Source organism: Enterobacter sp. R-1.6.2 (genome assembly GCF_035064085.1).
Classification (GTDB): Bacteria; Pseudomonadota; Gammaproteobacteria; order Enterobacterales; family Enterobacteriaceae; genus Enterobacter; species Enterobacter asburiae_B.
On sequence record NZ_JASEYI010000013.1, the window covers coordinates 53,469 to 74,061 of the forward strand.

Here is a 20,593-nt window from a genome sequence, read left to right on the forward strand (position 1 = left end):
TCTCCCTCTCCCTGTGGGAGAGGGCCGGGGTGAGGGCATCAGACCGCAGAGGTCCTACACGCCATACCCCATCATCTTCAACAGCTGCTGCGCATGCTGCACCGCATCCTGTCGATGCGCCACGCCCAGCTTCTGATACAGATTGCGGATATGCGTTTTGATGGTGGTCGCCGCCACCGCAAGCTCACCGGCAATCTGCTCGTTGCTGTAGCCTGAATAGATCAGACCCAGCACCTGCCATTCGCGCTGCGTGAGCGGACTGGTGCGGATAAGCTCCGGCACTTCCGGGTGGTTCAGCAGACGTTCAACGAAGTTCTCATCAAAATGCGCGAACTTGTGCCGATGATGCTGGTTTATCTCGCGCAGAATGCGCTGGGCGCGATGCTGATCCAGCTCCGGCAGCGTGTTGAGCTGAATAAGCTGACGCAGCTGCTGCGCCATCACTTCACCTTCAATCACAAAGTGGCTGATAAAGCCGGTGCGGTTAGCCAGCTGCAGCGCTTCCAGCAGCACGCGCTGGGCATCGTTTTTACGACCCGCCTGCCAGTAAAGCTGGTTCAGCAGCAGCAGGTTGCGGTTCAGGTCGCTCATCAGACGCAGGCTGCGCGCGTTCTCGTTCAGCTCTTCCAGCACAATCTCTGCGGGCTCTACTTCACCGAGCAGGATCTGCGCGCGGGCAATGTTCCGCCACTGGCTCTGCAGGAAGTGGTTGTTAGCAAATTCCGGTTTAGGCGTCTGACGCAGCCAGTTGGCGGCGGATTTTTTATCGCCGGTCATCTGCCAGTAAATCACCCGGACCTTATCGGCGTTAGAGACCCAGTCGCTGTGATACTGACCGTTGCCGAGCAGGTTCTCCAGGCGGTTCAGATGGTTGCGGGCGTTATCGAGATCGCCGCGCGCCAGCGAGCACTGCACCAGCAGCGCCAGACACTGCAGCTGCTGCTGAGGCTGGAAGCTGGAAAGGACATCCACACCCTGGCGGGCGCAGCTTTCCGCTTCATCCAGACGCGACCATGCCCACAGCAGCTGAGCGCGAATACGCAACAGGAACTCGTGCATTGGCAGCTGTTCCAGATGCTGTTCACGAATCAGCTGGAACGCTTTTTCCTGGTTTTCCCAGGCGGCCTGCAGGAACCCCTGCGCGAATAAAATCTCGCTCTGTTGGATCAGGCTCCACAGCGCGTAATGCCAGACATCATGACGACGCGCCATCTGTTCGGTTTGCTGCATCAGTGAAAGCGAACGCGTGAGGACGCCTTTGCAGTGCAGCACTTCACCGTGCACCGAGGTCGCAACGATGCGGCTGTAGAAGTTAGCCAGCGGCAGTTCATCCAGCGCGACCATCGCCAGCCGTTCAGCTTCGTCCGGGTCGCCGTCGTTAATGGCCACCTGAGCGCGCAGCGCGTTAAATTCGCCGTGCAGGGTGGTATCCATTTCGCTTTCCATCTCCTGCTCGGCGCGCGCCAGCAGGGTGTTCACTTCGCTGTAGCGGTGCTGGCTCTGCATCAGCCAGGCCTGCAGCAGCACCAGACGCGGGTTCTCCAGCAGGCTTTCCCACGGCAGGGCTTTGAGAGACTCTTCCAGCAGCGTCAGCTCGCTGTGGTTAAACAGGCCCCACGCATGATTGAGGAGGATATCGCGCAGCATGCTGGCATCACCGGCGGCCAGCGCGTGGTGGATGGCCTCGCTCGGGAAGCCTTGCGCCATCCAGCTTTCGGCAGCGGCGCGGTGGATCTCCGGCAGTTCAACCGCCAGTTCCCACTGACAGCGCTGGCGCAGGAAGCTGCCAAACAGCGGGTGATAGCTAAACCACTCGCCGGGATCGTCCATGCGCGTCAGGAAAAGGCCCTGACGTTCAATCTCTTCGAGCTGCAGCTGACCGTTTTCACAGCCCGTCACGCGCACGATGAGCGCATCGTTCATGGAGCGCAGCAGCGAGCTTTTCAGCAGGAAATTACGCGTCGAGGGATCGACGCTGTCCAGCACCTCATCCACCAGGTAGTCGGAAAGGTGACTGGCGTTGATGCCCGCCAGACGCCGGGCAGACTGATGCGCCGGACTGTTGTTTTGTCGGGCAGAGAGCGCGATGAGCTGCAGCGCCGTGGCCCAGCCGGCAACGTCATCACACAGACGGCTGCTCTCGGCGGCCTCAATCGGTGATGTCAGGCGGCAGTCAAAGAACTGTTTCGCTTCCTGGTGGGTAAAGGCCAGCTGCTGGCTGCCCACTTCCAGAAGCTGATCGCGCACGCGCAGGTTGGCAATACCCAACTGCGGCAGGTTGCGTGACAGCACCACTAAAGTCAGGTTTTCCGGCTGATGGCGCAGGAAGAAACGCATCGACTCATGAATCACCGGATTCGTGATGAGATGGTAATCGTCGATCACCACGTAAAGCGGGCGATGCCATTCGGCCAGTTCGATAAACAGCTGAGAGAAAAGGGAGGACAGGCTGGCGTACTGGCGCTTTTGCACCATCACCTCACTGGCGACGCAGTGTCCATGGGTGGCTTGCTGTATGGCGGCAATCAGATAGCTGGCAAAACGCTCCTGCTGGTTATCGCCCTCGTCGAGGGAGTACCAGCCAAGATCGCTTTTACCCGCGGCCCATTGCGAAATGAGCGTTGTTTTTCCATAGCCTGCAGGGCTCGTAACCAGCGCCAGTCGGAAATTATGCGCGCCGGAAAGTTTAGCCAACAGACGCTCGCGGACCACTGTATGGTCAAGACGAACCGGGCGACTTAATTTAGACGGAATCAACATAGGTTTCACTTCACTGTGGGGAACGAGAGATTTTATTTTTTTGCGCTTCGTAATTAATACGATATAAGGTCGAACAGAAAGAGAACTATTGCAAGTTATGTCTGGGTTTTGTGGTTCTGAATTTGCACTCTGTCACAAAACATTCAGGCAAATGTTGGAACTTTCTCGAAAGGGCCGTAACGCCGCGTCACTGCTGGTTTGTCTGTATACATTGCCGCTGCGCTGAAACTGGTTTCAGAAAGGTATAGTGACGTCAAATTTAATAAAGTGCGGGTAAAGTTGAGTGAGAGTAATAGTCTTTTGAGATCTGTCCCGATGGCTAAATTATTATTCTACGTAAGTAATCATTTCAGAACGGATTAATTTCACCCGAAACTGCATTTCATTTCTTTGACATTCTCTCCGGTTACTTTTTTATCTTCCGGGCACACTCGAACTATGCTCTGAGAGTGGCCTCGATCACACTTTTATGCTCATCCCCGCTACTCCTCCCTGTCTAATCCCCCACAGGAGGAGGAAGAGGGGAAATGAGCCAGGCACACTAGCGCCAACTTGTGTTTTCTTTCTAAAGGATGCCGATCCCCTATGTCACAGCCTACCTTCAACAAAGCTCAATTCCAGGCTGCCCTGACGCGTCAGTGGCAGCGTTTTGGCCTTCATGCTGCAAACGAGATGACGCCTCACCAGTGGTGGCAGGCAGTGAGCGGTGCGCTCGCAGAACAGCTGGATGCTCAGCCTTTGGCAAAGCCGGTGAAGAACCAGCGCCATGTAAACTACATTTCAATGGAATTCCTGATTGGCCGCCTGACGGGCAACAACCTGTTGAACCTCGGCTGGTATCAGGACGTTGGTGACGTCCTTAAAGAACACGACATTAACCTGACTGACCTGCTGGAAGAAGAGATTGACCCGGCGCTGGGCAACGGCGGTCTGGGACGTCTGGCAGCCTGTTTCCTCGACTCCATGGCGACCGTCGGCCAGTCGGCAATTGGCTATGGCCTGAACTATCAGTATGGCTTGTTCCGTCAGTCGTTTGCCGATGGCCATCAGATGGAAGCGCCGGACGACTGGCATCGCAATACCTATCCGTGGTTCCGCCACAACGCGCAGCTGGATGTGCAGGTCGGTATTGGCGGGAAAGTGACAAAGCAGGGGCTCTGGGAACCGGCGTTCACCATTACCGGTGAAGCCTGGGATCTGCCGGTGCTCGGCTACCGTAACGGCGTGGCGCAGCCGCTGCGTCTGTGGCAGGCGAAGCACGCGCATCCGTTTAACCTGACCAAATTCAACGACGGCGATTTCCTGCGCGCCGAGCAGCAGGGCATCGACGCCGAGAAGCTGACCAAAGTCCTCTACCCGAACGACAACCACCTGGCCGGTAAAAAGCTGCGCCTGATGCAGCAGTACTTCCAGTGCGCCTGCTCCGTGGCGGACATTCTGCGTCGCCATCATCTGGCGGGCCGCAAGCTGGCGCAGCTGCCGGACTTCGAAGTGATTCAGCTCAACGACACGCACCCGACGATTGCGATCCCGGAACTGCTGCGCGTGCTGATCGACGAGCACCAGCTGAGCTGGGATGACGCCTGGGCCATCACCAGCCGTACCTTTGCCTACACCAACCACACCCTGATGCCAGAAGCGCTCGAGTGCTGGGATGAGAAGCTGGTGAAAACGCTGCTGCCGCGCCACATGCAGATCATCAACAAGATTAACGACCAGTTTAAAACCCTGGTGGATAAAACCTGGCCAGGCAACAAAGCGGTCTGGGCGAAGCTGGCGGTTGTGCATGACAAGCAGGTGCGCATGGCGAACATGTGCGTGGTCAGCGGCTTTGCGGTGAACGGCGTGGCGGCGCTGCACTCGGATCTGGTGGTCAAAGATCTCTTCCCGGAATACCACCAGCTTTGGCCGACCAAATTCCACAACGTGACCAACGGCATCACGCCGCGTCGCTGGATCAAGCAGTGCAACCCGCTGCTGGCCGGTCTGCTGGATAAGACCCTGAAGAAAGAGTGGGCCAACGATCTGGACCAGCTCATCAACCTGGAAAAACAGGCTGACGACGCGAAATTCCGCGAGCAGTACCGCGCGATCAAGCTGGAGAACAAGGTTCGCCTGGCGGAGTTTGTGAAAGTGCGTACCGGCATTGAGATCAACCCGAATGCCATTTTCGATATCCAGATCAAACGTCTGCACGAGTACAAACGCCAGCACCTGAACCTGCTGCATATTCTGGCGCTGTACAAAGAGATCCGCGAGAACCCGCAGGCCGACCGCGTGCCGCGCGTGTTCCTGTTCGGTGCGAAAGCGGCGCCGGGCTATTACCTGGCGAAAAACATTATCCTCGCCATCAATAAAGTGGCGGCGGCGATCAACAGCGATCCGAAAGTGGGCGACAAGCTGAAGGTGGTGTTCCTGCCGGATTACTGCGTCTCGGCGGCTGAAATGCTGATCCCGGCGGCGGATATTTCCGAGCAGATCTCGACGGCAGGTAAAGAAGCGTCCGGTACCGGCAACATGAAGCTGGCGCTGAACGGCGCGCTGACCGTCGGTACGCTCGACGGGGCAAACGTCGAAATCGCCGAGAAGGTCGGGGAAGAGAATATCTTTATCTTCGGCCATACCGTGGAAGAGGTGAAGGCCATCAAAGCCAAAGGCTATGACCCGGTGAAATGGCGTAAGAAAGACAAAGTGCTTGATGCGGTGCTGAAGGAGCTGGAAAGCGGTAAATACAGCGACGGTGACAAGCACGCGTTTGACCAGATGCTGCACAGCATGGACAAACACGGCGGTGACCCGTATCTGGTGATGGCGGACTTCACGGCCTACGTTGAAGCGCAAAAACAGGTCGACGTGCTGTATCGCGACCAGGAAGCCTGGACCCGCGCGTGCATTCTGAACACCGCGCGCTGCGGTATGTTCAGCTCTGACCGTTCAATCCGTGATTATCAGGCCCGTATCTGGCAGGCAAAACGCTAAGGAAGCGCGATGGAGAGTAAACGTCTGGACAGCGCCGCGCAGGCGGCGGGGATCAGCCTCAGTTACATTAATGCGCACGGCAAACCGCAGTCTATTGGCGCCGACACCAAAAGACGTTTGCTGGATGCCATGCACAAAGCCGACGCGAAAGCGTCGGTTGCGCCGATGCCGAACGTGAAGGTGTTCACCGCAGGCAAAAAGATGCCGCTGGCGGTGGAGGGGCGCGGCGAGTTTAGCTGGCTGCTTACCACCGAAGAGGGGCATCAGCACAAAGGCCACGCCACCGGCGGCAAAACGTTAAACCTTCCGGCGAAGCTGCCGGAGGGGTATCACACCTTAACGCTCACCCAGGACGATCGTCGTTTCCACTGCCGGGTGATCGTCGCGCCAAAACGCTGCTACGAGCCGCAGGCGTTGCTCGAGGGTAAAAAGCTGTGGGGCGCCTGCGTGCAGCTCTATACGCTGCGCTCCGACAGCAACTGGGGCATCGGTGATTTTGGCGATCTGAAAAAGATGCTGGTGGATGTGGGCGAGCGCGGCGGCGCGTTTATCGGGCTCAACCCGATCCACGCGCTCTATCCGGCCAACCCGGAGAGCGCCAGCCCGTACAGCCCGTCGTCCCGTCGCTGGCTGAACGTGATTTATATCGACGTTAACGCGTTAGATGACTTCAAAAACAGCAAAGAGGCGCAGGCGTGGTGGAAACTCAGCACCACGCAGCAGGCCCTGAAGCAGGCGCGCGACGCGGAGTGGGTGGACTATTCCACCGTCACGGCGCTGAAAATGGCCGCGCTGCGTCTGGCGTGGAAAGGCTTTTCGCAGCGCGATGACGAGCAGATGGCCGCGTTCCGCCAGTTTGTGACGCAGGAGGGCGAGAGCCTGTACTGGCAGGCGGCGTTTGATGCGCTGCACGCGTATCAGGTGAAGGAGGACGAAATGCGCTGGGGCTGGCCGGTCTGGCCGGAAGCGTATCAGTCCGTCGACACGCCTGAAGTAAAAGCGTTCTGTAAAAAATATGCCGATGAAGTGGACTTCTACCTGTGGCTGCAGTGGCTGGCGTACAGCCAGTTTGCCGCCTGCTGGCAGGTGAGCCAGGGCTATAAGATGCCGATCGGCCTGTATCGCGATCTGGCCGTCGGCGTGGCAGAGGGCGGCGCGGAAACCTGGTGCGACCGCGAGCTTTACTGTCTGAAAGCTTCCGTCGGCGCGCCGCCGGATATTCTTGGGCCGCTCGGTCAGAACTGGGGGTTGCCGCCGATGGATCCGCACGTCATGGCGTCGCGCGCCTACGAGCCGTTCATCGACCTGCTGCGCGCGAACATGCAGAACTGCGGCGCGCTGCGTATCGACCACGTGATGTCCGTGCTGCGTCTGTGGTGGATCCCGTACGGTGAAACGGCCGATCACGGGGCGTACGTGCAGTATCCGGTTGACGATCTGCTGTCGATCCTGGCGCTGGAAAGTAAGCGCCATCAGTGCATGGTGATCGGTGAAGATCTCGGTACCGTGCCGGTGGAAATTGTCAGCAAGCTCCGCGACAGCGGCGTCTACTCCTATAAAGTGCTCTATTTTGAAAACGACCATGAGAAAACCTTCCGCGCGCCGAAAGCGTACCCTGAACAATCAATGGCAGTCGCGACGACGCATGACCTTCCTACGCTTCGTGGCTATTGGGAAAGCGGCGATCTGACGCTCGGCAAAACGCTCGGGCTGTACCCTGATGAAGAGGTTTTGCGCGGCCTGTATCAGGATCGCGAGCTCTCCAAACAGGGGCTGCTGGATGCGCTGCACAAGCAGGGCTGTCTGCCGAAACGTGCCGGACATAAGGCGTCATTGATGTCGATGACCGCTACCCTCAATCGCGGCTTGCAGCGCTATATTGCCGACAGCAACAGCGCCCTGCTGGGTCTGCAGCCGGAAGACTGGATTGATATGGCGGAGCCGGTGAACATTCCGGGGACCAGCTATCAGTACAAGAACTGGCGTCGCAAGCTGTCCATATCGCTTGAGAAGATGTTTGCCGATGACGGGGTGAACAAGCTGATTAAGGATTTGGACAAGCGCAGAAGAGCGGTGGGCAAGAAGCGGTAGTTTCACCCTCACCCTAACCCTCTCCCAGAGGGAGAGGAAATAGAATGTAGGCCGGGTAAGCGTCAGCGCCACCCGGCTTTTTTACATCAAACCACCATATTCAACAGCAGTACCCCGACCAGACCGCACACCGAAATAATGGTTTCCAGCGCGGACCAGGACTTGATGGTTTCACCGATCGTCAGGTTGAAGTACTCCTTGAACAGCCAGAAGCCAGGATCGTTAACGTGAGAGAAAATCACGCTACCGGAACCGACGGCGATAACCATCAGCTCAGGGCTAACACCCGTGGTCGCAATCAGCGGGGCAACGATACCGCCCGCGGTGATCGCTGCAACGGTCGCAGAACCCAGCGCAATACGCAGAACCGCGGCAATAGACCAGGCCATCAGGAGCGGCGATACGTTGGTTTCATGCATCATGGCAGCGATGTATTTATCCACGCCGCTGTCGACCAGAACCTGCTTGAATGCACCGCCACCGCCGATGATCAGAAGCATCATGGCAATGATTTTGATGGAAGAGGTCAGCGTGTCGTTGATCTGATCCATAGAACGGCCGCGGTTCAGGCCGAAGGTGAACATCGCGATCAGCACCGCAATCAGCGTTGCCATGACCGGGTCACCGAGGAATTCCGCAACGGACAGGAACGGATGACCTTTCGGCAGAATCATCTCCGCCACGGCACGCATCGCCATCAGGATCACCGGTACCAGAGAGGTCCAGACGCTGACGCCAAAGCCCGGCATCTCTTCTTCGGTGAAGGTTTTGGCGCTGTACAGACCTTCCGGGATCGGCTTATCAATGCCTTTCAGGAAGCGGGCATAAACCGGGCCCGCCAGAATCACGGTTGGGATCGCCAGAATCGTACCGAACAGCAGGGTTTTACCCATATCCGCGTGGAAGATGGTTGCGATAGCGGTTGGGCCCGGGTGCGGCGGCAGGAAGCCGTGAGTCACGGACAGCGCCGCAGCCATTGGCACACCGACATACAGCAGCGGGATGTTTGCCGCAGCCGCGATGGTGAACACCAGCGGCAGCATCAGCACGAAGCCCACTTCATAGAACAGCGCGAAGCCGACGGTAAAACCGGTTAATACCACCGCCCACTGGATGTTCTTCTTGCCAAATTTGGCAATCAGCGTGGTGGCGATACGCTGCGCGCCCCCGCAGTCTGCCAGCATTTTGCCGAGCATGGCGCCGAAGCCCATGATCAGCGCCAGGCTGCCGAGCGTGCCGCCGACGCCGGCTTTGATGGAACTGATAACTTTAACCAGCGGCATACCCTGCATCAGACCGACTGCAAGTGCCACCAGAACCAGAGCGATAAATCCGTTCATTTTGAAACGGATCATCAAGAGCAGTAATAACACAACACCGATAGCAACGATGACTAATGGCATGATTTACCTGGCCTTTGAATTGTTATGGGTAACGTCATTGTTTCAACGACAAATTCCGATTGTCCCAACTGGGAACAGAGTGTTAACGGCACTCATACTGATGCCTTCGAAACCATTAAGTTTAGTCGGCTGTTATAAGGATGCTGAGTGCCCACGAGAATGATACGGGTAACATGGCTCGATTGAGAATCACCCTGGGAGGCTAAATTTGAATTATGAGACGCAGGTCAACATATGGGAGGTAAACGCAAAACGGTAACCATGAGGTTACCGTTTTTAATGTTTTCACCCTCTCCCGCGGGAGAGGGCCGGGGGTGAGGGCATCAGACCTCACTATTTCTGTAGGCCCGGTAAGCGCAGCGCCACCGGGCGATACAGACGGATACTGAATTAGTAGTAAGAGTGCTCGCCGCGCTGGTGCTCGGTCAGGTCACGCACGCCTTTCAGTTCCGGGAACTCGTTCAGCAGCTGCTTCTCGATCCCTTCTTTCAGCGTTACATCGACCATTGAGCAGCCGTTACAGCCGCCGCCAAACTGCAGGATGGCAAAACCTTCGTCGGTGATTTCCATCAGGGAAACACGACCGCCGTGGCCCGCCAGCTGTGGGTTGATCTGGGATTGCAGCAGATACTCAACGCGCTCCATCAACGGGGCATCGTCAGACACTTTACGCATTTTCGCGTTCGGCGCTTTCAGGGTCAGCTGAGAACCCAGCTGATCGGTGACGAAGTCGATCTCCGCATCTTCAAGATACGGTGCGCTCAGCTCATCAACGTAGGCGGTGAGCTGTTCAAATTTAAGGGCAGTGTCAGTCGCTTCCACAGCATCCGGAGGACAATAAGAAACACCACATTCTGCATTCGGAGTGCCTGGATTAATCACAAACACGCGGATCTGCGTCCCTTCTTCCTGATTTGCCAGCAGTTTGGCAAAGTGCGCTTGTGCAGAATCGGAAATACGGATCATAGCTTTGGCCTAATAGTTGACTAAATTACCTGGGTATAATCATACGCCCATTGAAGAAGGGCTACAAGGTACGGCACAGACACCATACCTGAACCGACGCGGCGCCGCTTCGCAAAAGCAGTCGGGAAAGTTCAGCAACGGTACTGCCCGTGGTGACGACATCATCCACAATCGCGATATGGAGACCGTCGACCGGCAATTCAAGGCGAAAGGCATTTTTGAGGTTTCTTTTGCGCAGCCGTGCGCTGAGCTGATGCTGGATGGCGGTGGCATGAACGCGTGTCAGCGCGCGGGCCTCATACCGGCAGCCGAGCCACCGCGCGAGGGGACGGCAGAGCAGGTCACTCTGGTTATAGCCGCGCCGCCAGTGCCGACGTCGGTATAAGGGGACATTCACCACCATGTCAATTTTCGGCAGTGCCCGGTGACGTCGCGCCTGCAAAACCGCCAGCAACAGCAGGCGGGCAAGGGGCTGTGCCAGCGAGCTCTGCCCGGAAAACTTCAGCGCGTGGATCAGCCTGTTCAGCGGCGGAACATAATCATCCACGGCCACCAGCGCGCTCCACGGCGGGGATTTTTTCAGGCAGCGGCCACAGGGCAACGAGGGGTTCGTGGCCGGTAAACCACATTGTGGACAGATCCCGATACGCCATTGCAGCGATCGCGTGCAGACGGAGCAGACGCCCCACCCGCTGAGCGCCAGCGGCATTTGGCATAGCCAGCACAAGCCGGGTACTGTTAGCATGTGCAACCTCCATGTGAAAAAAGAGAACAGTAACTGATGAAGACGCTGTGGTGGCAGACCGTAGGGACAGGAAATTGCCATCTTGTGCTGCTGCACGGATGGGGCCTGAATGCGGAGATATGGCATTGCATACGTGAGGAACTTGCCTCGCATTTCACGCTGCATCTGGTGGATTTACCCGGCTTTGGCCGCAGCCGCGGGTATGGCGCGTTGTCGCTTGATGAAATGGCGCAGCAGGTTCTGGACGCTGCGCCGCAAAACGCGGTCTGGCTGGGCTGGAGCCTGGGCGGGCTGGTGGCGAGCCAGATTGCGCTGTCGCGGCCTGAACGCGTAAAAGCGCTGGTGACGGTGGCGTCATCGCCCTGTTTTAGCGCGCAGGAAGAGTGGCCGGGGATCAAGCCTGACGTGCTGGCGGGCTTCCAGCAGCAGCTGAGCGAAGATTTCCAGCGGACCGTAGAGCGGTTCCTGGCATTGCAGACAATGGGCACTGACACCGCGCGTAAGGATGCCCGAACGCTGAAGCAGACCGTGCTTTCGCTGCCGATGCCGGAGGTTGAGGTGCTTAACGGCGGACTTGAGCTCCTGAAAACGGTTGACCTGCGCGAGCCGCTGGCCGCGCTGACGGTACCGCACCTGCGTATCTACGGTTACCTCGACGGGATTGTGCCGCGCAAAGTGGTTCCGCTGCTGGATTCACTCTGGCCGGAGAGTGAATCGCAGATCATTGCCAAAGCCGCACATGCCCCGTTTATCTCTCATCCGACGGAATTTTGTTCAGCGCTGATTGCGTTAAGTCAACGTTTCGACTGATTATTTTCTATCCTGCCTGGAAAAAGTAACACACCGCAACCATACTCCAGATGTCGTTGCGGTTGTTCTGCCTACGATAATCAAAACAACAATCCTATGGAGAGTCAGGCTATGAAACTTGTTACAGGTATTGTCACTTCTCTGGTTATTGGGTCACTGTCATTTGGCGTCTTTGCGGCAAAAGAGCTGGAAAAAGATAAAGTTGCCGGCATGAATCTGACGAAAATTGGTGAGATTTCTACGTCTGACACCACCGCGCCGATGGATGCTCGCAGAGAGCTGTCGAAGAAAGCGGATGAGCTGGGCGGAACGTACTATGTCGTCACCAGTGCAGAAAAACAGACCAAAAACGTACGCGCAACGGCGGACGTCTACAAGTAATACGATAAAGCCGGGCAGCGATGCCCGGCTTTGTTAACGCAGCGTCCACCACTCACTGAGGCAGGCCTTTCCTTCCGGACAGCTTTTACAACTGCCGGAGAGACAACCGTCCGCTTCTTCCTGAATCCGCACGGCTTTCCCCATGGCTTCCAGCCTTTCCAGCATGGCATCGATCATCGGCTGCGGCGTATGCAGGCTGAGGCTCAGCTGTTTCGCCTCCATTCGCCCTTGCAGTGCCAGCAGGTCACGAACCTGAATCAACGATGCCATGGTTTACTCCTTAGTGACAGTCGCCCGCCGGGCTGCTGCAGCAGGTCGCGGCGGTTTTACGGTTTGCCAGCAGGTCGATGTCGACGCGGCTGCGCGCACGCCGCAGTAAACCGAGCACTATCACGTTAAACAGCACAACCGCGAGAATGCAGACCAGGCTGTAGCGCGGATGCTGGCTGAAATTAACGGTTTGATAAAAGAGCGTCGACAGCGAGTACGCAATGTTTAACCCCCACAGGATGGAGAAGCCCATCCAGCCGCGGCTGGACTCGCGGGCAATCGCCCCCATCACGGAGATGCACGGAATGTAGAGCAGAACAAAGATGAGGTAGCTGTAGGCCGCGGACGCGCTGCCAAATTTCTCGCCCATCACGCCCATGGCACCTGTTGCCATTTCGCCGTCACCTTTGCTGGCCTCAATAGGGTTCGCCAGCACGCTCAGGCTGAAGGTGTCTTTCAGGCTCTGCCAGGTCTCCTCTACGGCACCCAGCAGTTCATGACCGAGATGAAACTCTGCCGGATTAAATTCCTGTTCCTGAATGTTCTCTGCGGTGTAAAGCGTGTTCAGGGTGCCGACAACCACCTCTTTCGCCATCGCGCCGGTGAATAGCCCGACGGTTGCCTGCCAGTTATCCTCATGCACGCCAATCGGTTTGAAGACCGGCGTGATGACGCGGCTGACGGAGGCGAGGGCAGAGTCGTTGATGTTATCTGCCGCCTGCCCGCTGAGGGTGAAGCTGTTCAGCGCGCTCAGGAAAATGCTGACGATGACAATCACCTTACCGGCGCGCAGCACAAAGCCCTTCAGGCGCTGCCAGGTCTGGATCGCCAGGCTTTTCAGATGCGGCACGTGATACACCGGCAGCTCCATCACAAACGGCGACGCTTCACCGCGCATGATGGTGTGCTTCAGCATTAAACCGGTAAGAATAGCCATCACGATGCCCAGCACATACAGCGAGAAGACCGCCAGCGCGCCCTGCTGACCAAAGAAGGCTGCGGCAAAGACCGCAAAGATGGCCAGACGGGCACCGCAGGACATAAACGGCGCCATCATGATGGTCATCAGACGTTCACGTGGCGCATCCAGGGTGCGTGCGCCCATCACCGACGGTACGTTACAGCCGAAGCCGACAATCAGCGGGACGAAGGATTTACCCGGCAGACCCAGCGCCTGCATCAGACGATCCATCACGAACGCGGCGCGCGCCATGTAGCCGGAATCTTCCAGGAACGAGAGGAACAGATACATCATGCCGATCTGCGGCACCAGAGGCAGAACGGTGTTGATACCGCCGCCGATCCCCTGTGCAAGGAAGATGGTTAACCATTCCGGGAAGTGCAGGGTGTAACCCACCCACTGAATTCCGTGGACGAAGACCGCGACGGAACCGGCGTCGAAAATAGGCTGGAGTGCGCCGCCGATGTTAATGGCGAGCAGGAACATCACGTACATCACCAGCAGGAAGATGGGCAAACCGAGGAAGCGGTTAAGCACAACTTTATCCACCGCTGCCGTAAAGCGGCTGGGCTCTGCCGTCAGCGCGTTACTGACAACGTCGCAAATCGAGGCGATGGCCTGGTAACGCGCATCGGCGATGTGCAGCGCCGGGTCGTCCAGCTCGTCGCTAAGACGGGCCACCGTCGCGTCCAGCTTATCAGCCGCATGCCCGGCGTAAGCGCGGCTGTAGATATCCCCTTCCAGCATCTGCAGGCCGAGCCACAGGCGCTGTTTCGCAGGCATGCTTTTGTCCATCTCCTGCGCCAGCACATTGGCTTCGCGCAGGAGAGGCTTCGCGTAATGCACCAGCTCAATGTCATGATTTCCCTGGTGACGGTCAATGGCCAGCTTCAGCGCATCAATACCGCGAGCGCGCGTCGAGACCAGCGGAACGACCGGGCAACCCAGGCGCGCGGAGAGGGCATCGACGTCGATGCGCAGCTTTTGTTTCTCCGCAATGTCGAGCATGTTGAGCGCCACAATGCAGGGGATGCCCAGCTCCAGCAGCTGCAGCGTCAGATAAAGGTTACGTTCGAGATTGGAAGCGTCGACCACGTTGATCAGCAGGTCCGCGTCGCCGCCAAGAATATAGTGGCAGGCAATCTGCTCATCGAGCGAGGTTTGCGACGAAATGGTGGTTAAGGAGTAGGTGCCGGGAAGGTCAACCAGCGTCACCTGGTTGTCCGTTGTCGTGAACTGGCCCTCTTTACGCTCAACCGTCACGCCCGCCCAGTTGCCCACGCGCTGGCGGGCTCCGGTTAGCTGGTTAAAAAGCGTAGTCTTGCCGGAATTAGGATTGCCAATTAAGCCAATAGTTAACTTTTTCATTTTTTTAGACTCACTGAAACCGCTGGCTTGTTATCGGGATAAGGCTTCGACTTCTATTAACGCGAGGTCTTTCTTACGCAGCACCAGATTCACGCGGCGGGTTTCGATATGAACCGGATCGCCCAGCGGCGCCACGCGCACGACCTGGAATGACGAGCCGGGCAGCATGCCCAGCGACAGCAGCTTTTGCCGATAGGCCGGGCTAATTTCGCGGGTAAAACCGGTAATCTTCCATGCACTGTCTGGAGTGAATTGCATAACGCCTGATTCCACGAAAGGTTAAATTATCTACTATGGGATGATAATGAGAATAGTTTTTATCAGCAATATTAAAACTGTGACGGAATGTTGTTTACGGTATTAATTTACGGCCTGTTTGACCTGGCTCAATATTTGCTGAATTGCCTGGAAAACAAAAAGGGGAGTATTTGTTAACGGGGTGATAATTCGTGGTTTAAATATGGCTATGCAATCGGTTTCATATATTTCGATATGATTTTATTCCCCCCACCCATGAGGACGAGGGGGAAAGACCGCACCGTGCGATCCCCTCTCCCCTTTGGGAAGAGGGTTAGGGTGAGGGGCATTGCAACCTTAGCGTTTCTTACCCATCGCTGCCGCCAGCGCATCCATCATCGCGCTGTTGCCTGCAGGGTGAGCATCACGTCCGCGCGGTTTTGCCGCTTTTGCGGCCGGGCGCTGCTGCTCGCGGCCACCGCCATTGCCGCCGCGGCGCGCGCTGGTGTCGCCCGGCTGCTCGTCCAGACGCATGGTCAGCGCGATACGCTTGCGCTGCAGATCGACTTCCAGCACTTTCACCTTCACGATGTCGCCCGCTTTGACCACGGTGTGCGGGTCTTCAACGAACTTGTCGGCAAGGGAAGAGATATGCACCAGACCGTCCTGATGCACGCCGATATCCACAAACGCGCCAAAGTTAGTGACGTTAGTCACCGCGCCTTCCAGCACCATGCCGGGCAGCAGGTCGTTCATGGTTTCCACGCCGTCAGCAAAGGTCGCCGTTTTGAACTCAGGGCGCGGATCGCGGCCCGGCTTTTCCAGCTCTTTGATGATGTCGGTGACGGTGGGGACACCAAATTTGTCGTCGGTGAAATCAACGGCTTTCAGGTTGCGCAGGGCGCTGCTGTCACCCATAAGATCTTTCAGTGCCTGCTGGGTGGCGGCCAGAATGCGCTCCACAACCGGGTACGCTTCCGGGTGAACGGTGGAGGCATCCAGCGGGTTATCGCCGTGGTTGATGCGCAGGAAGCCCGCACACTGCTCAAAGGCTTTTGGCCCCAGACGGCTCACCTTCAGCAGCTGCTGACGGTTCTGGAACTGGCCGTTCTCATCACGCCAGGCGACGATGTTCTGCGCCATCATGCGGGTTAAGCCCGCCACGCGGGTCAGCAGGGGAACGGAAGCGGTGTTCAGGTCAACGCCGACGGCGTTTACGCAGTCTTCCACCACCGCATCCAGCTTGCGCGCCAGCTGAGTCTGGCTCACGTCGTGTTGATACTGGCCCACGCCGATGGATTTCGGGTCGATCTTCACCAGCTCCGCCAGCGGATCCTGCAGGCGGCGTGCGATAGAGACCGCACCGCGCAGGGAAACGTCCAGGTCCGGGAACTCCTGGGCCGCCAGCTCGGACGCAGAATAGACGGATGCTCCCGCTTCGCTGACTATCACTTTCTGTGCCGTCACTTTCGGGAACTGCTTCTGCACGTCGAGGTAGAAACGCTCGGTTTCGCGTGAAGCCGTACCGTTGCCGATGGCAACCAGCTCCACATTGTATTTTTCGCACAGCGCCGCCACCACGACGGCCGCTTTCGCTGCCTGGCCGGTGTGCGGATAGATGGTATCGGTCGCCACCAGCTTGCCGGTGCCGTCAACCACAGCGACCTTCACGCCGGTACGCAGACCCGGATCGAGACCCATGGTCGCGCGCAGGCCGGCAGGGGCGGCCATCAGCAGGTCGTGCAGGTTACGGGCGAAGACGTTAATCGCTTCGTCTTCGGCGCGCTCGCGCACGGTGCTCATCAGCTCGGTTTCGAGGTGCATCAGCACCTTGATGCGCCAGGTCCAGCTCACCACGCCTTTGCGCCAGCTGTCCGCCGGGGCGTTGTTCAGGCGCAGGCCGAGATGGTCGATAATGATCTGCTCGCAGTGGCTCTCTTTCGGCGGCTCGTCGAACTGCGGGTCGGCGTTCAGGGAGAGCTGGAGCACGCCTTCGTTGCGGCCGCGGAACATTGCCAGCGCGCGGTGTGAAGGGGCGGTAGAGATCGGTTCGTGGTGATCGAAGTAGTCGCGGAATTTCGCGCCTTCTTCCTCTTTACCCGCGACGACGGTAGAGACGATGTGGGCATTCTTCCACAGGTAATCACGCACTTTAGCGAGCAGGGCGGCGTCTTCGGCGAAGCGCTCCATCAGAATGTAGCGCGCGCCGTCAAGGGCGGCCTTGGTGTCCGCTACGCCTTTGTCGGCGTCGATAAATTTGGCAGCTTCAGTTTCCGGATCGTGGGACGGCTCGTTCCACAGCAGGTCGGCCAGCGGCTCAAGACCCGCTTCAATCGCAATCTGCCCGCGCGTGCGGCGCTTCGGTTTGTACGGCAGATAGAGATCTTCGAGTTCGGTTTTGCTCAGGGTACCGTTAATGGCGCTTTCAAGCTCGCTGGTCAGCTTGCCCTGTTCGCCGATGGATTTGAGGATCGCCTGACGACGTTCTTCCAGCTCGCGCAGATAGCCCAGACGGGTCTCCAGGTTACGCAGCTGCGTGTCATCCAGACCGCCGGTGACTTCCTTACGATAGCGTGCAATAAACGGCACGGTGTTCCCTTCATCAAGCAGGCGAACGGCAGCTTCTACCTGTTCGGCTCTGGCCTGAATATCACCCGCAATAATGCGGCAGAGCGAATCTTTCATCATGGCTTTATCATCTGTTGAGTCGAAAAATCAGGGGATAGTTATACGGGCTGACACGGCAAAATGCCAGCCGGGGAGGGCGCTCTCGGACTATTTTACGTAGACGATCTCATTGACGAACCAGCTGGCTTCACCGGCTGGAGTCTGAACGACGGCCAGATCGCCCACTTCCTTTTTCAGCAGCGCGCGAGCCATCGGGGAGTCGATGGAGATGTAGTCCTTACGACCAAAAATTTCATCGTAGCCGACAATGCGAAAACGCAGAGTGTCGCCATCGTCGTTTTCAATCTCCACCCACGCGCCGAAGAACACTTTGCCCTCCTGTTGCGGGGAGTAATCGACAATTTTGAGATTCTCGAGGCACTTCGTCAGATAGCGAACCCGGCGGTCAATTTCGCGCAGCCGCTTTTTGTTGTACTGGTAGTCAGCGTTTTCGCTGCGATCGCCCAGGCTTGCCGCCCAGGTCACCTTTTTGGTTACTTCAGGACGCTCTTCGCGCCAGAGGTAATCCATCTCTTTTTTGAGCTTTTCGTACCCTTCGCGGGTGATCAGGGGCGTTTTCATGGTAAAGCCTTTGCTGCCTGCCGGTTAACTGTCTTGCGCACAATACGTACCGCACAGTGTAACAGACAGGATTAATAATGATTTATGTGATGAAATGAGCAGATAAGCTGCTGTTAAATATGCTTTGTAACAATTTCGACTAGAATTTATACCAGAATTAACTGGTCGAATACGTGCACTTTTTTAGAATACGCTGTTACAAAGACTATCCGAACCTTTGGGAGTACACACAATGCAAGAGAACTACAAAATTCTGGTCGTGGATGACGACATGCGCCTGCGCGCGCTGCTGGAGCGTTATCTGACCGAGCAGGGCTTCCAGGTTCGTAGCGTCGCGAACGCTGAGCAGATGGACCGTCTGCTGACCCGTGAATCTTTCCACCTGATGGTTCTCGACCTGATGCTGCCTGGCGAAGACGGGCTTTCTATTTGCCGCCGTCTGCGCAGCCAGAGCAACCCGATGCCGATCATCATGGTGACGGCGAAGGGTGAGGAAGTTGACCGTATCGTCGGCCTCGAAATCGGCGCGGATGACTACATTCCAAAACCGTTTAACCCGCGTGAACTGCTGGCGCGTATTCGCGCTGTTCTCCGCCGTCAGGCGAACGAACTGCCTGGGGCACCGTCTCAGGAAGAAGCCGTCATTGCCTTCGGCAAGTTCAAGCTGAACCTCGGCACGCGCGAGATGTTCCGTGAAGACGAGCCAATGCCGCTCACCAGCGGCGAGTTTGCGGTCCTGAAAGCGCTGGTCAGCCACCCGCGTGAACCGCTTTCCCGCGACAAGCTGATGAACCTAGCGCGCGGTCGCGAATACTCCGCAATGGAACGCTCCATTGACGTGCAGATCTCCCGCCTGCGCCGCATGGTGGAAGAAGATCCTGCGCATCCTCGTTATATTCAGACCGTATGGGGTCTGGGCTACGTGTTCGTCCCGGACGGCTCTAAAGCATGAGGCGAATGCGCTTCTCGCCGCGTAGCTCGTTTGCCCGCACCCTGTTGCTGATCGTCACCCTGCTGTTCGTCAGCCTGGTGACGACCTATCTGGTGGTGCTGAACTTTGCGATCCTGCCGAGCCTCCAGCAGTTTAATAAGGTCCTGGCCTACGAAGTCCGTATGCTGATGACCGACAAACTGCAGCTGGAGGACGGCACGCAGCTCGTCGTTCCCCCGGCGTTTCGCCGTGAAATCTACCGTGAGCTGGGCATTTCGCTCTACTCCAACGAAGCGGCGGAAGACGCTGGCCTGCGCTGGGCGCAGCACTACGAATTCCTCAGCCAGCAGATGGCGCAGCAGCTGGGCGGCCCAACGGAAGTGCGCGTTGAGGTCAACAAAAGCTCGCCCGTCGTCTGGCTGAAAACCTGGCTGTCACCCAATATCTGGGTGCGCGTTCCGCTGACCGAAATCCATCAGGGCGACTTCTCGCCGCTGTTCCGCTACACCCTGGCGATTATGCTGCTGGCGATAGGCGGCGCGTGGCTATTTATCCGTATACAGAACCGACCGCTGGTCGACCTGGAGCACGCTGCGCTGCAGGTCGGTAAAGGGATTATTCCACCTCCGCTGCGCGAGTATGGCGCCTCGGAAGTCCGTTCGGTGACGCGCGCGTTTAACCATATGGCGGCAGGCGTGAAGCAGCTGGCGGATGACCGTACGCTGCTGATGGCAGGCGTCAGCCATGACCTTCGCACGCCGCTAACGCGTATTCGTCTGGCGACGGAGATGATGGGGGAAGAGGACGGTTATCTCGCCGAGTCCATTAACAAGGACATCGAAGAGTGTAACGCCATCATTGAGCAATTCATCGACTACCTGCGCACCGGGCAGGAGATGCCGATGGAGATGGCGGATCTGAACGCGGTGCTGGGCGAGGTAGTGGCGGCGGAAAGCGGCTACGAGCGTGAGATTGATACCGACCTGCAGGCGGGTGAAATTCAGGTACGCATGCACCCGCTCTCCATTAAGCGCGCAGTGGCGAACATGGTGGTCAACGCGGCGCGTTACGGCAATGGCTGGATCAAAGTCAGCAGCGGGTCTGAACTCAACCGCGCCTGGTTCCAGGTGGAAGACGACGGTCCTGGCATCAAGCCCGAGCAGCGTAAGCATCTGTTCCAGCCGTTTGTGCGCGGCGACAGCGCGCGCAGCACCAGCGGCACGGGCTTAGGCCTGGCAATTGTTCAGCGTATTATCGATAACCACAACGGACTGCTGGAGATTGGCACCAGCGAGCGGGGTGGGCTGAGCATTCGCGCCTGGCTGCCGGTACCGGTGACGCGGGGGCAGGTGAAAGAGGGTTAAAAAAAGGTGCGGCCTGATGCCCTCACCCCGGCCCTCTCCCACGGGAGAGGGAGAAAACAATAAAAAAGGCAACTTTCG

The 20,593-nt window shown here is 57.6% G+C and carries 15 protein-coding genes; 6 read left to right on the plus strand and 9 right to left on the minus strand.

All coding sequences use genetic code 11. From position 1 onward, the window contains the following. Nucleotides 1-54: 54 nt before the first annotated feature. Nucleotides 55-2,760 (minus strand): HTH-type transcriptional regulator MalT, encoded by a 2,706-nt coding sequence (gene malT / locus QMN93_RS15125; protein WP_182382787.1) that lies wholly within the window; start codon nt 2,758-2,760, stop codon nt 55-57. A gap of 585 nt (nt 2,761-3,345) precedes the next feature. Here malT and malP point away from each other — a divergent pair. Together malP and malQ are read left to right on the plus strand one after the other, a co-directional pair. Beyond that, the gene (gene malP / locus QMN93_RS15130) at nt 3,346-5,739 is read left to right on the plus strand and encodes a maltodextrin phosphorylase (protein WP_033146829.1); all 2,394 of its coding nucleotides are present in this window, start codon (nt 3,346-3,348) and stop codon (nt 5,737-5,739) included. A 9-nt stretch (nt 5,740-5,748) separates the two neighbouring features. Continuing rightward, nucleotides 5,749-7,830 carry a 4-alpha-glucanotransferase gene (gene malQ, locus QMN93_RS15135; RefSeq protein ID WP_193140134.1) on the plus strand — a complete coding sequence of 694 codons (2,082 nt, stop codon included), beginning with the start codon at nt 5,749-5,751 and terminating at the stop codon, nt 7,828-7,830. A gap of 86 nt (nt 7,831-7,916) precedes the next feature. Here the strand turns inward: malQ and gntT are convergent, their stop codons facing one another. The 3 genes from gntT to gntX form a co-directional block, all read right to left on the minus strand. Continuing rightward, on the minus strand, nt 7,917-9,233 hold the full coding sequence (gene gntT / locus QMN93_RS15140; RefSeq protein WP_039263070.1) for a gluconate transporter: 1,317 nt from the start codon (nt 9,231-9,233) through the stop codon (nt 7,917-7,919). A gap of 390 nt (nt 9,234-9,623) precedes the next feature. Further along, nucleotides 9,624-10,199, minus strand: a complete 576-nt coding sequence (gene nfuA, locus QMN93_RS15145; RefSeq protein ID WP_008503055.1) for a Fe-S biogenesis protein NfuA — start codon at nt 10,197-10,199, stop codon at nt 9,624-9,626. A gap of 61 nt (nt 10,200-10,260) precedes the next feature. Continuing rightward, complete coding sequence (gene gntX, locus QMN93_RS15150; protein WP_047059832.1) at nt 10,261-10,944, minus strand: DNA utilization protein GntX; 684 nt, start codon at nt 10,942-10,944, stop codon at nt 10,261-10,263. 36 nt (nt 10,945-10,980) lie between these two features. On the opposite strand from gntX, the gene bioH reads away from it, so the two are divergent. Beyond that, nucleotides 10,981-11,754 carry a pimeloyl-ACP methyl ester esterase BioH gene (gene bioH / locus QMN93_RS15155; RefSeq protein WP_045888430.1) on the plus strand — a complete coding sequence of 258 codons (774 nt, stop codon included), beginning with the start codon at nt 10,981-10,983 and terminating at the stop codon, nt 11,752-11,754. Nucleotides 11,755-11,865: 111 nt separating this feature from the next. After that, on the plus strand, nt 11,866-12,135 hold the full coding sequence (locus QMN93_RS15160; protein WP_033146824.1) for a YdgH/BhsA/McbA-like domain containing protein: 270 nt from the start codon (nt 11,866-11,868) through the stop codon (nt 12,133-12,135). A 33-nt stretch (nt 12,136-12,168) separates the two neighbouring features. On the opposite strand, the gene feoC is transcribed toward QMN93_RS15160, so the two are convergent. The 5 genes from feoC to greB form a co-directional block, all read right to left on the minus strand. Beyond that, a complete protein-coding gene (gene feoC, locus QMN93_RS15165) occupies nt 12,169-12,405 on the minus strand; it encodes a [Fe-S]-dependent transcriptional repressor FeoC (protein ID WP_193140132.1) in 237 nt (78 codons plus the stop codon). A 10-nt stretch (nt 12,406-12,415) separates the two neighbouring features. Next, nucleotides 12,416-14,734 (minus strand): Fe(2+) transporter permease subunit FeoB, encoded by a 2,319-nt coding sequence (gene feoB, locus QMN93_RS15170; RefSeq protein ID WP_047059829.1) that lies wholly within the window; start codon nt 14,732-14,734, stop codon nt 12,416-12,418. 30 nt (nt 14,735-14,764) lie between these two features. Then, on the minus strand, nt 14,765-14,992 hold the full coding sequence (feoA, locus tag QMN93_RS15175) for a ferrous iron transporter A (protein ID WP_008503050.1): 228 nt from the start codon (nt 14,990-14,992) through the stop codon (nt 14,765-14,767). Nucleotides 14,993-15,328: 336 nt separating this feature from the next. Further along, complete coding sequence (locus tag QMN93_RS15180; protein ID WP_193140129.1) at nt 15,329-17,659, minus strand: Tex family protein; 2,331 nt, start codon at nt 17,657-17,659, stop codon at nt 15,329-15,331. Nucleotides 17,660-17,746: 87 nt separating this feature from the next. Continuing rightward, the gene (gene greB, locus QMN93_RS15185) at nt 17,747-18,220 is read right to left on the minus strand and encodes a transcription elongation factor GreB (RefSeq protein WP_064673702.1); all 474 of its coding nucleotides are present in this window, start codon (nt 18,218-18,220) and stop codon (nt 17,747-17,749) included. Nucleotides 18,221-18,452: 232 nt separating this feature from the next. Here greB and ompR point away from each other — a divergent pair, with 232 nt between their 5' ends. Beyond that, nucleotides 18,453-19,172 (plus strand): two-component system response regulator OmpR, encoded by a 720-nt coding sequence (gene ompR, locus QMN93_RS15190; protein WP_001157751.1) that lies wholly within the window; start codon nt 18,453-18,455, stop codon nt 19,170-19,172. Then, complete coding sequence (gene envZ, locus QMN93_RS15195) at nt 19,169-20,515, plus strand: two-component system sensor histidine kinase EnvZ (RefSeq protein ID WP_010436407.1); 1,347 nt, start codon at nt 19,169-19,171, stop codon at nt 20,513-20,515. Before ompR ends, envZ begins: the two co-directional genes overlap by 4 nt. Nucleotides 20,516-20,593 lie beyond the last annotated feature (78 nt).

Coding starts and splice junctions, on each gene's coding strand:
- malT (WP_182382787.1), bottom strand. CDS start 2,760: ATGTTGATTCCGTCTAAATTAAGTCGCCCGGTTCGTCTTGACCATACA.
- malP (WP_033146829.1), top strand. CDS start 3,346: ATGTCACAGCCTACCTTCAACAAAGCTCAATTCCAGGCTGCCCTGACG.
- malQ (WP_193140134.1), top strand. CDS start 5,749: ATGGAGAGTAAACGTCTGGACAGCGCCGCGCAGGCGGCGGGGATCAGC.
- gntT (WP_039263070.1), bottom strand. CDS start 9,233: ATGCCATTAGTCATCGTTGCTATCGGTGTTGTGTTATTACTGCTCTTG.
- nfuA (WP_008503055.1), bottom strand. CDS start 10,199: ATGATCCGTATTTCCGATTCTGCACAAGCGCACTTTGCCAAACTGCTG.
- gntX (WP_047059832.1), bottom strand. CDS start 10,944: ATGCTAACAGTACCCGGCTTGTGCTGGCTATGCCAAATGCCGCTGGCG.
- bioH (WP_045888430.1), top strand. CDS start 10,981: ATGAAGACGCTGTGGTGGCAGACCGTAGGGACAGGAAATTGCCATCTT.
- QMN93_RS15160 (WP_033146824.1), top strand. CDS start 11,866: ATGAAACTTGTTACAGGTATTGTCACTTCTCTGGTTATTGGGTCACTG.
- feoC (WP_193140132.1), bottom strand. CDS start 12,405: ATGGCATCGTTGATTCAGGTTCGTGACCTGCTGGCACTGCAAGGGCGA.
- feoB (WP_047059829.1), bottom strand. CDS start 14,734: ATGAAAAAGTTAACTATTGGCTTAATTGGCAATCCTAATTCCGGCAAG.
- feoA (WP_008503050.1), bottom strand. CDS start 14,992: ATGCAATTCACTCCAGACAGTGCATGGAAGATTACCGGTTTTACCCGC.
- QMN93_RS15180 (WP_193140129.1), bottom strand. CDS start 17,659: ATGATGAAAGATTCGCTCTGCCGCATTATTGCGGGTGATATTCAGGCC.
- greB (WP_064673702.1), bottom strand. CDS start 18,220: ATGAAAACGCCCCTGATCACCCGCGAAGGGTACGAAAAGCTCAAAAAA.
- ompR (WP_001157751.1), top strand. CDS start 18,453: ATGCAAGAGAACTACAAAATTCTGGTCGTGGATGACGACATGCGCCTG.
- envZ (WP_010436407.1), top strand. CDS start 19,169: ATGAGGCGAATGCGCTTCTCGCCGCGTAGCTCGTTTGCCCGCACCCTG.